An 11580-nucleotide genomic window follows, 5' to 3' on the forward strand; every position below is an offset into this window, starting at 1 on the left:
TCCATACTACCACACTTGTATGGTAGTATGGAACTCGTGAAGTTATTTTTGTAGGGGGAGGCTATCGGCGGATGGCTGTTTTCGAGACGGAAAACTTGCTGCTCACGAGCAAAAGCGCGCGAACGTTATATTACGATTACGCGGCGGCGATGCCGATTTACGACTTTCACAACCATCTGGATCCCGGCAAAATCGCCGGCCGCCACCGGTTCCGCAATTTGACCGAGGCCTGGTTGAACGGAGATCACTACAAATGGCGGGCGCTGCGATGGCTCGGCGTGGACGAAGCCTATATTACGGGGGAAGCGCCGGACAAGATCAAGTTTCTGACCTGGGCGAAGGCGGTTCCCGCCATGGCCGGCAACCCGCTCTACCATTGGACGCATCTGGAGCTTGAGCGGCATTTCGGCATTCGGGAACGGCTCTCGGAGGACAATGCGGAAGAAGTATGGAACGTCTGCAACGAGCGGCTGCGGGACGACGATTCCTTGACCGCCGCCGGCATTCTGGAGCGATTCGACGTTCGGGTCGCCTGCACGACGGACGACCCGGCCGATTCGCTGGCCGCGCACCGGACGATCCGGGATAAGGGCGAGATCCGGACGAAGGTCGTTCCGACGTTCCGGCCGGACCGCATCCTGGACATCCGGCGGCCGGATTTTGCCGCTTATTTGGAACAGCTCGGGGCGGCTGCGGGTGTCGGGATCGATTCGCTGCCCGGCTTGCTCAAGGCGATCGAGGCGCGGGCGCAAGCGTTTCACGAGCAGGGCTGCCGGCTGTCGGACCACGGCTTCGGGGAGCTTCCGTACGAGCCTGCGGACGAGAAGACGGCAGGGGACATTTTCGCGCGCGCGCTGGCCGGAGGGGATATTTCGGAGAAGGAAGTCAGGCAGTATCAGACATTCATGATGCTTAAGCTCGGCGAATTGTATCATGCGCGCGGCTGGACGATGCAGCTTCATATCGGAGCCATCCGGAACAACAACACGCGCATGTCCGCGCTTCTCGGCAAGGATGCGGGGTACGATTCGATTCTCGATTTCCACCTGGCGCGCTCGCTGAACGGATTGCTGAACGCGTTGGACGCGGAAGACCGGCTGCCGCAAACGATCGTCTACACGTTGTTCCCGGCGCAATACGACATGATCGCGACGACGATCGGCAACTTCCAGGGAGGGGGCGTGCGCGGCAAGCTGCAGCTCGGCTCGGCCTGGTGGTTCCACGACCAGAAGGAAGGGATGCGGCAGCAATTGAAGGCGCTGTCCAGCATCGGACTCGTCAGCACGTTCGTCGGCATGCTGACCGATTCGCGCAGCTTCCTGTCGTTCCCGCGCCACGAATATTTCCGGCGGGTGCTGTGCGGCTTGTTCGGCGCCTGGATCGAGGAAGGGGAGCTGCCGGCCGATTATGAATACGTAGGGGAAATGATTCGCGATATTTGCTTCCGCAACGCCGAAGCATATTTTGGAATTTGAGGATGGACAACGGGAGGAGAATCGGCATGGCTGATTATGCATACGTAAAAAGGGAACCCGGTTACGACGCGTGGCTTGGGCGAGAGCCGATCGCAGACGAAGCGCGCCGCTCGTATGTCGCGGATTGGGGAGGCGCGGTCGTCGCCGAGGAACGCGACCCGCTCGTGCGGAATGCCGCCAAGGAGCTGGAGGAAGGTTTGGCGGCCATGCTCGGCGGGCGTTCCGCGCAAGCGGACGAGATAGGCGGCGCGCGCCGCATTGTGCTGGGCACGTTCGGGGGGAGCCCGGAAGCGGCGCAGCCGTTCCAGGCGGCGGAGATGGCGGCGGTCGGCGAGGAAGGGTTCCGCCTTCGGGCGGCCGCGGACGGGCGCACGCTCGTCGTCGCCGGCACAACCGGCAAAGGCGTGCTGTACGGCGCGTTCCATCTGCTGCGGCTGCTCCGGACCGGAGCGCGGCTGGATGATCTGGACGTGTTTGAAAACCCGGCCAACGAGCTGCGCATGATCAACCATTGGGACAACGCCGACGGCAGCATCGAGCGCGGGTATGCGGGCCGGTCGATTTTCTACAAGGACAACGAGATCGTCGAAGACCTGTCGCGCGTTCGCGATTACGCCAGGCTGCTCGCTTCGGTCGGCATCAACGCGCTGTCGATCAACAATGTCAACGTTCACCGCTATGAGACGATGTTCGTGACGGAACGCTATCTGCCGCAAATCGCCAAGCTCGCGGACACGTTCCGCGACTACGGCATCCGGCTGTTCCTCAGCATCAACTTCGCGGCGCCGATCGAGATCGGCGGTCTGGCGACGGCCGATCCGCTCGACGAGTCGGTTCGGGCTTGGTGGCGGCGGAAGACGGAGGAGGTGTACAGCTACGTGCCCGATTTCGGCGGCTATCTCGTGAAGGCCGACTCGGAATTCCGCCCGGGTCCGTTCACGTACGGGCGCGATCACGCCGACGGCGCGAACATGCTGGCCGAGGCGCTGCGGCCGTTCGGCGGTCTCGTCGTCTGGCGCTGCTTCGTTTACAACTGCCGGCAGGACTGGCGGGATCGGACGACGGACCGCGCCAGGGCCGCTTACGATCATTTCACGCCGCTGGACGGCCGGTTTGCGGACAATGTCATTCTGCAGGTCAAGAACGGGCCGATGGACTTCCAGGTGCGCGAGCCGGTGTCTCCCTTGTTCGGCGCGATGGAGAAGACGAATATGGTGATCGAGTTTCAGGCGACGCAGGAGTATACGGGCCAGCAGCGCCATTTGTGCTACCTCGTCCCGCAGTGGAAGGAAGCGCTCGACTTCGACACCTACGCCAAGGGCGAGGGATCGACCGTGAAGCGCGTCGTCGACGGCTCGCTGTTCGGCAGCCGCCACGGCGGGTTCGCGGCCGTCTCCAATATCGGCGACGATGCGAACTGGACCGGGCATACGCTCGCGCAGGCCAATCTGTACGGCTTCGGCCGCCTCGCGTGGAATCCGGAGCTGTCGGCCGCGGAGATCGCGCAGGAATGGACGCTGCTGACGTTCGGCAGCGACGGGCGCGTCGTCCGCACCGTATGCGGGATGCTGCTCGACTCCTGGAGCATTTACGAGTCGTACACCGCGCCGCTGGGCGTCGGCTGGATGGTCAAGCCGAACCACCACTACGGCCCGGACGTCGACGGATACGAATATTCGATGTGGGGGACGTACCATTTCGCCGATTGCCGCGGCATCGGCGTCGACCGCACGTCCCGGACCGGAACGGGCTACGCGCGGCAGTACAAAGGGCCGAACGCGGAACGTTACGAATCGCTCGCGGATACGCCGGACGAGCTGCTGCTGTTTTTCCACCACGTTCCTTATACGCACGTGCTGAAGTCCGGCAAGACGGTCATCCAGCACATCTACGATTCCCGCTTCGAAGGCGCTGAGCGCGCGGAAGCGCTGGTCGCCCGGTGGGAGACGCTGAAGGGGCTCGTCGACGACGGCCGCTTCGCGCAGGTCAAGGCGCGGCTTCAGGAGCAAGCCGAGCACGCGAAGGAATGGCGCGACGTCATCAACACGTATTTCTGGCGCAAAAGCGGCATTCCCGACGCTCACGGGAGGAAAATTTACTAAAGCGCCGGACCAGGCGCGAAGCCAGCGTCCCCGCAACCGCTTCAGGCGGCTGCGGGGGCTTTTTTTGCGGAGCGGGCAGCTCCGATCGCCGCAAGAGAGTAACCAGGTTCCTCACATCACCGCCGCCCAATACGCTAGGCAGCTCGCCGCAGCTCAGGCGGCGCCGGCCTCATTTTCGTAGCATTTTAAAAGAATTTGTGGATCTCTCTTCTACTGCCGCCTCGGCGCCGCTTCTATACTAGAGTTACGATTACGACTAGAAGAACGACACGAGGTGAGATCATGAGCCGCACCGCAGCTGCGCCGACGCCCCAGACCGGCTCGAAAAAGCGGAACCGCTTCCTGAGCCGCTGGGAATCCCCGGTCGCCGGGTATTTGTTCATTTCCCCGTGGCTCATCGGATTTTTTCTGCTGACGCTTTATCCGATGCTGCTGTCCCTGTACTACTCCTTTACCGACTATACGCTGATGAAAGACATCAAGTGGGTCGGCTTCCGCAACTACCACCGCATCTTCACGGCCGACGACAAGTTCGTCCAATCGATCAAAGTTACGTTCCTGTACGTGCTGGGCTCGGTGCCGCTGAAGCTGATCGCCGCGCTGCTCGTCGCGATCGTGCTCAACAAGGCGGTTCGCGGCATCTCCGCGTATCGCGTCGCCATCTACTTCCCGTCGCTCGTCGGCGGAAGCATCGCCGTATCGATGCTGTGGCGCAACATTTTCGGCGTCGACGGGATTTTCAACGGCTTCCTCTCGCTGCTGGGCATCGAAGGCACCGGCTGGATCAGCAATCCGAAGACGGCGCTCTGGACGCTTATTTTGCTGACTGTCTGGCAATTCGGCTCGTCGATGGTCATTTTCCTGGCCGGCCTGAAGCAAATTCCGAAGGACTTGTACGAAGCTTCCGGCGTCGACGGGGCGAACCGGTTCGTTCAGTTTTTCAAGATTACGCTGCCGATGCTGTCCCCGACGATCTACTTCAATCTGATTATGGGCATCATCAACGCGTTCCAGATGTTTACGTCCGCCTACGTCATCACGAACGGCGGCCCGATGAATTCCACCTTCGTGTACGCGGTGTACTTGTACGAGCGGGCGTTTAGCCGCTACCAGCTCGGCTACGCGTCTTCGCTGGCGTGGATCATGCTCGCGATCATCGTCGTATTCGCCGGCGTCATCGCCATGACATCCAAGTACTGGGTGTTCTACGAGACGGAGTCGGGAAGGGGGAAGCGCAAATGACGCTCAGATCGAAAGGCATCGTCCGGCACGTTTTCATGATTCTGTTCAGCTTGCTGATGATTTATCCGGTCGTCTGGTGGATCGGCGCTTCGCTCAAAACGAACGAAGAGCTGAGTTCGCCCGGCCTGTTCCCGTCGGTTCCGCAATGGAGCAACTTCAAGGACGGCTGGCATTCGATTCCGGGACATTCGTTTACCGACTTTTACCTGAATACGTTCGGTCTGGAGATCGGCGTGCTTCTGACGACGCTGTTCTCCAGCACGCTCGTCGCGTTCGGCTTCGCCCGGCTCGATTTTCCGCTCAAAAACTTCTGGTTCTCCCTGCTCATGCTGACGCTGATGCTGCCGGGGCAGGTGCTCATCATCCCGCAGTACGCGATGTTCCACCAATTCGGCTGGGTCAATACGTACTTGCCGTTCTTCGTGCCGCATCTGCTGGCGACGGGAGCGGGCGGAACGTTCTTCGTCTTCCTGCTCGTCCAGTTTATCCGCGGCGTTCCGCGGGAGCTCGACGAATCGGCCAAAATCGACGGCTGCAGCTGGCTGGGCATCTACCTGCGGATCGTCATGCCGCTGACGAAGCCGGCGATCGTGACGGTGATGATTTTCTGCTTCCTGTGGAACTGGGACGACTTCCTCGGCCATCTGCTGTACATTAACTCGGTAGACAAGTACACGGTCGGGCTCGCGCTCAAAATGATCAATGACTCGCAGTCGGGCATGCAGTGGGGACAGGTGCTCGCCATGTCGCTCGTCTCCATCGTGCCGGCCACCATTGTCTTCGCCTTCGCGCAGAAGCAGCTGGTCGAAGGCGTTGCAACGACAGGGTTGAAAGGGTAAAATAACACGGACGAACCGACGCGCGAAAGCGCGGACAAGCAGGCGAAAAAAAAGCGACGAGCGATCGTTGCTTTTTTGTCGTCCGGAGGGAAGAAGGCTGCCGCATGAGCAATCCTTTCAAAAAATATAGGATCGACTATTTGTTTTTCGGCAGCTTCGCGATTTTGATCGTCGCCGTGCTCGGCTGCACGGTCTGGACGAGCTACGCGCTCTCGTCCAAGGAGCTGGCCGAGACGACATCGATCAACCAGCAGAAGCTTCTTGACCAACTGAATCAGGAAATTGCCGCGCGTCTCGTCACGATCGAGCAAATCTCGTTGTCGACTTCAAGGGACAACACCCTTGTCGGTTTTCTGGCCGGCCACGGCGAGGAAGACGAATTCACGCGGCTGCAAAATTTCAAGGACGTCCAGCAATCGCTGGCGAACCTGACCTACTCGATTCCGCTCATCCAGGGGATCGACCTGTATATGAAACGGCCGTTCGTAGGCGATCCGCAGAGCTATATTCAATTTCGCGACTTGTCGGAAGCCCCGTCGCAAATCTGGTACGAAGCGATGAAGCTGAGCGATTCGGCCTGGACCCAGACGCATGTGATCCACGCCTTTCGGGGCGACGTCAAGGTGATCAGCTTCGTCCGGTCGATCGAGTACAACAATCGCCATCTCGGTTACCTGGTCATTCACGCGAAAGCCGAGACGCTGGAAAATATGCTCGCCGGCTCCTCGGGGGAAGCGAACCGGATGATGCTGGGCGCGGACGGCAAGCCGATGCTGGCGATCGGGCGCGTGCCTTCCGACGAGCAATGGGCCGCATGGAGCGCCAAGCTCGGGGACGGTTCGGGCGTCCTTCGCGTCGGCCGGGAATCGGGCGGTTCGGGCTCGCTCCTCGTCTATTCCAGAAGCGACAATTCGGATTGGACGATGGTGGAGATAACGCCGTGGAAGCAAATAACGGCGGGCAGCCTCCGGCTGGCGCAATTCGTCGGCCTGATCGGCGTCGGCGCCATTCTGCTCGCGCTGCTGCTGACGCTCTGGCTCGGCCGGCAGCTGTCGAAGCCGATCAAGCGGCTCGTCCGGGAGATGAACCGCTATTCGGTCGGAAGTCCGGTGGAGCTGCCGGACGATTACCGCAACGAATTCGGCTATTTGTTCTCCGGCTACCGCAAGCAAATGGAGCGAATCGACGAGCTTTACCGCTCGCTCGAACGGCGGCATGAGCAGCAGCGCCGGGCGGAGATCGAAGCGCTGCAGGCCAATATAAACCCGCATTTTCTGTACAATACGCTCGATCAATTGAACTGGATGGCGATCGCGGCGGAGCAGCCGGAGATGAGCCGGATTCTGGAGCTGATGGGCCGGATGTTCCGCATCAGCCTTTCGAACGGAGAAAGCTTCATCACGGTCGCCGAAGAAATCGAGCATATCGGCTGTTATTTGGAAATCCAGCAGCTTCGCCGGGGGGACGGGCTGACGTTCGAAGTCGACGCGCCGGAGGACGTTCTCCGGCTTTATATGCCGAAAATGATTTTGCAGCCGTTCGTCGAGAACGCCGTCATCCACGGGCTTCACATGCGCGACAGGGGCAACGTCTCGATCCGGATTCGCCGCGAGGAGACGAGGCTCCGCATAGTCGTTGAGGACGACGGCGCCGGGTTGCGCGCCGGCCTCGACCTGGAGCGCAAGCGCAAGACCGGAGGCTACGGCGTCCGCAACGTCAAAGAGCGGATCAAGGCGTACTTCGGCGAGCTTTACGGCGTCGCGCTGTCCAACCGCCCGGAAGGAGGCGCGAGAGCGGAGATCGTGCTGCCCGTTCTTCTGGAGAGGCCGGGTTTTTCCGCGGAACGGGGAGAGTTCGGATAATATTAAAACAAATTGTGCATCTCTCTTCTACATTCGCCCCGGGCGAATTGGTACGATAAACGACGTAAGCTACGATAGACAACTACAGGGGAGATGAAGACAGGATGAAATCTTGGAAGCGCTTTGCCGGCGCGTCCGCCGCGCTTGTCCTGACCGTCGCGCTTGCCGCTTGCGGCGGAGGCAACGGAGGGGGCGGGAACAGCGCCGCCAGCCCGTCCGGCAGTGCCGATGCGTCCGCATCGAGCGGGTCGTCTTCGGGCGAGAAAGTGAAGCTGCGCATTATGTGGTGGGGCTCGCAGCAGCGCCATCAAGCGACGCTCGACGCATTGGAACTGTATACGAAAAACAATCCGAACGTGACGTTCGAGCCCGAATATTCCGGCATGGACGGGTACCTGGACAAGCTGTCCACCCAAGCGGCGGCGAAAAACGCGCCCGACATCTTCCAGATCGACCCGAGCTGGGTAGCGGACTGGGCGTCGCGCGGCCAATTGGCGGATCTGTCCTCGGGCGTCGATCTGTCGCAAGTGGATCAAAAATTGGTGGACGCCGGGAAATACGAAGGAACGCAATACGCCATTCCGCTCGGTTCGGCGGCGTACGGCATGATTTACGACAAGGCGGCGCTGGAGAAGCTCGGCCTCGCCGCTCCGAAGAACGGCTGGACCTGGGACGACTTCTTTGCGCTCGCGGAAGCGGCGAAGCCGAAGATGGCCAAAGGCCAATACTTCACCAAAGACTATGCGGGCGACTATTTCGCGTACAGCGCGTACCAATACGCGAAAGGCAAAGGCCTGCTCGTCACCGAAGACGGCAAATTCAACATCGATAAGGATACGTTCCTGGACTGGACGAACAAGTTCCAGAAGCTGCGCGAGGAAGGCGTCGTGCCGCCGGCCGACGTCAATGCGTCGGACAAGGAGATGGATCCGACGGCCGACCTGATGGTCAAGGGCACGGTGCTTTTCCGCCTCGCGTTCTCCAACCAGTCGGCTTCCTATGACAGCTTGAAGCCGGACAATTACGCGATGGTCACGATGCCCCGCGACGTGGAAGCGGGCGGTTGGGTGAAGCCGTCCCTGTTCTTCGGAGTTTCCTCGTCGTCCAAAAACGCGGAAGAGGCGAAGAAGTTCCTCGACTGGTTCACGAACAGCCCCGACGCGGTCAAAATTCTCGGCACGACGCGCGGCAATCCGGTGAACAACAAAGTCGCCGCGGAGCTCATGTCCAGCTTCAGCAAGGCCGACCAGATCGGCATCGACCTGTTCAACGCCTCCGTCGCCGACGCGCAGCAATGGACGCCGGGCGCGAGCGGCTGGTCGAACTGGGTCGACAAGGACTGGATTCTCGTCCGCGACAAGTTGAGCTTCAAGAAGATTACGCCGGAGCAAGCGTTTGACGAGTTGAAGAGCACGGCTCAGGAATACGAAAATTAACGGATGACCCGGCGGGAAGCCCGGAGCGCAGCCTTGCGTTCCGGGCCTTGTCGCGCTCGTACGGCAAGCCGGGGCTCAGCGTCGGAGGAGGGAGACACGATGTGGAAAATCGCCATTATCGACGACGACCAGCAGGTGCTCCAGGGGATGAGGAAGGCGATTCCGTGGGACCGGCTCAACGCCGAATGGGTCGGCGAAGCGATGAACGGCGAAGACGGCTTGCGAATGATCCGGCGCGAGCGGCCGGACATCGTCATTACGGATATTTATATGCCCGTCATGAACGGGCTCGACATGATCGAGCGGCTGCGGGACGAGCAGTTCGACGGCAAGATCGTCATCCTTAGCGGGTATTCGGACTTCGAATACGCGCGCAAGGCGCTTCGGCTGAACGTCTGCGATTACTTGTCGAAGCCGGTAAGCCTGCCGACCTTGCATTCGGTGCTCGGCCAAATCGTCGCCGATCTCTCCGAAGACGAGGAGAAGCGGATGGAGCAGGAAGATCTTCACCGCAAGCTGTCGCTCTACGCCCCTTTCGTCGAACAGGAGTGGATCAAATCCGCCGTCTCCGGCACGCTGACGGAGTCGTATTTGCGCAGCGGCGCGATTCCCGCTCCATATCGGCACTGGGCGCGCGGCAGCCATCTCGTGCTCGCCGTCGACATTGCGAGAGACGCCCGGTTCAGCGGGCTGTCGCTGCCGGACCTCCACTTGTTCCGCTTTGCGGTCCGCAATATCGCGACCGAGCTCGCCGGAGCCGCCTTCGAGACGTTCGAGCATACGGAATTGTACGGAACGCGCTCGGCGCTCGTCCTACACGCCGAACGGGAGACCGACCCGAGCGCGATCGAAGCGCGCGTGGCCGAGCTCGGCATGAAGCTGATCGATGCGGTCCGCAGCTACCTGAAGCTGACCTTGTTTCTCGGCGTCGGCGGCATCAAGTCGGACTGGAGGGAGATCTCCGATTCCACCGAGGAAGCGTTCCACGCGATTGACCGGAAAAGCCGGCCGCTCGCGGCCGGTTACGCCCTGTACTCGAACGGAGGGAAGGATGCCGACGCGGCTTCGGGGACGGCGCCGATTCGCCCGGTCAAGTTCTACCAGGAGCTGGCCGCTGCGCTCAAGCTTAGCCACGAGCAGCAGGCGAACGAGCTGATCGACGCCTTCGTCGGGCAATTGAAGGAGGCGAACGAGGCGACGCCCGCCTATTTGCAGATGCTGGCGAGAGAGCTTTGGACGATTTTCGCCTACAGCCTGTACGAAGTCGGGATGGTGCTGGACGAGATGTTCCCCGACGAGCGTCTGCGCCAAGAGCGAAGCGCCATCGCGCAGCCCGAGCAGCTGGCGGAGTGGCTCAAGGGTAAGGTGTCGTTCATTTGCAACAGCCGGCAGTGGAAGGGCAACAGCAAGCATCGGCAGGCGGTCGATTTTATGATCCAGTACATTCACGAGAATTACCGCGAAGAGATTACGCTCGCCGATCTGGCGGACAAAGTGTACATTTCGCGCAATTATTTGTCCAACATTTTCAAAAATACGACGGGCGAATCGTTCAACACGTATTTGACCCGCGTGCGCATGGAGAAGGCGAAGGAGTTGTTGATGGAACGGCGAATGCTTGTCTACGAGGTGGCGGAGAGCGTCGGTTACAAGAACGTGCCGTATTTCAGCACCTTGTTCAAGAAGTTTACAGGCATGAACCCGACGGAGCTTGCAAAGTAGGGCATAACGGAGGAGCCGAAGACATGTCGATTACGATACGGATGGCGCTCGAGCGGTTAGAGGAATTAACCGGCGGTAAGCCGGAACATACGGTGGACGGGCTCCTGTCGGGCGATCCGAGTACGCCGGTCGCCGGCATCGCGGTTGCGTTCATGCCGTCGCACGCGACGATCGAGAAGGCGATCGCTTGCGGCGCGAATTTGCTCATCGCGCATGAAGGCGTCTTTTACAGCCATCGGGACGCTGCGGAACGGTTGAATAACGACGAAGTCTGCATGGCGAAGCAGCGTCTGATCGAACGATCGGGCATCGCCGTCTACCGGTGTCACGACGGCTGGCACCGCCGCCGGCCCGACGGCATTGCATACGGTCTGATCGAGAAGCTGGGCTGGACGGAATTTGTGGAAAGTCACCAGATGGCGGCGTCGATCCTGACGCTTCCTCCCACGACGGTCGGCGAAGCGGCGGCCCGGCTGAAGCGCCGGCTTGGCGTTCCGATGCTGCGCGTCGTCGGCGACCTGGCAATGCCTTGCCGCCGCGTCGGCTTGCTCGTCGGGTACCGCGGCGGCGGGGACACCGCGATTCCGCTGCTGGAGCAGGAGCGGCTCGATTTGGTCGTCGCGGGCGAAGGGCCCGAATGGGAGACGCCGGAATACGTTCGCGACGCCGTGCGCCAAGGGAGAAGCAAGGCGCTGATTTTGCTGGGCCATGCCGCGAGCGAAGAGCCGGGCATGGCCTTTTTGGCCGAACGGCTGCAAGCGGCTTGTCCGGAGGTTCCGGTACGCTATCTGCGCGACGAGCCTTTATTTCAATGGATTTGAAGATTAGCAATTGACAACAAATGGAGCCCGCTTGATAATGAGATAGTAAACATTTGTGTTTAAAAAGTCATTCATCGAAAA

The 11580-nt window shown here is 60.6% G+C and carries 8 protein-coding genes; all 8 read left to right on the forward strand.

Annotation, left to right across the window (positions count from 1 at the left end):
* Positions 1-71: 71 nt before the first annotated feature.
* The 8 genes from uxaC to G485_RS0107775 all read left to right on the forward strand — a co-directional run bounded on the left by uxaC (position 72) and on the right by G485_RS0107775 (position 11499).
* Positions 72-1475 carry a glucuronate isomerase gene (gene uxaC, locus G485_RS0107740; protein WP_027092092.1) on the forward strand — a complete coding sequence of 468 codons (1404 nt, stop codon included), beginning with the start codon at positions 72-74 and terminating at the stop codon, positions 1473-1475.
* A 26-nt stretch (positions 1476-1501) separates the two neighbouring features.
* Positions 1502-3577, forward strand: a complete 2076-nt coding sequence (locus G485_RS0107745; protein ID WP_027092093.1) for an alpha-glucuronidase family glycosyl hydrolase — start codon at positions 1502-1504, stop codon at positions 3575-3577.
* Between the two features lie 282 nt (positions 3578-3859).
* Complete coding sequence (locus G485_RS0107750) at positions 3860-4819, forward strand: carbohydrate ABC transporter permease (protein WP_027092094.1); 960 nt, start codon at positions 3860-3862, stop codon at positions 4817-4819.
* Positions 4816-5658, forward strand: a complete 843-nt coding sequence (locus G485_RS0107755) for a carbohydrate ABC transporter permease (RefSeq protein WP_027092095.1) — start codon at positions 4816-4818, stop codon at positions 5656-5658. Before G485_RS0107750 ends, G485_RS0107755 begins: the two co-directional genes overlap by 4 nt.
* Before the next feature lie 104 nt (positions 5659-5762).
* Positions 5763-7520 carry a sensor histidine kinase gene (locus tag G485_RS0107760; RefSeq protein ID WP_027092096.1) on the forward strand — a complete coding sequence of 586 codons (1758 nt, stop codon included), beginning with the start codon at positions 5763-5765 and terminating at the stop codon, positions 7518-7520.
* 104 nt (positions 7521-7624) lie between these two features.
* On the forward strand, positions 7625-8956 hold the full coding sequence (locus tag G485_RS0107765; RefSeq protein WP_027092097.1) for an ABC transporter substrate-binding protein: 1332 nt from the start codon (positions 7625-7627) through the stop codon (positions 8954-8956).
* A 99-nt stretch (positions 8957-9055) separates the two neighbouring features.
* Positions 9056-10678, forward strand: a complete 1623-nt coding sequence (locus tag G485_RS0107770; RefSeq protein WP_027092098.1) for a response regulator transcription factor — start codon at positions 9056-9058, stop codon at positions 10676-10678.
* Between the two features lie 23 nt (positions 10679-10701).
* Complete coding sequence (locus G485_RS0107775) at positions 10702-11499, forward strand: Nif3-like dinuclear metal center hexameric protein (RefSeq protein ID WP_027092099.1); 798 nt, start codon at positions 10702-10704, stop codon at positions 11497-11499.
* Positions 11500-11580 lie beyond the last annotated feature (81 nt).

The sequence above is a fragment of the Cohnella thermotolerans DSM 17683 genome (genome assembly GCF_000429825.1).
In the GTDB taxonomy this organism is placed as follows: domain Bacteria; phylum Bacillota; class Bacilli; order Paenibacillales; family Paenibacillaceae; genus Cohnella; species Cohnella thermotolerans.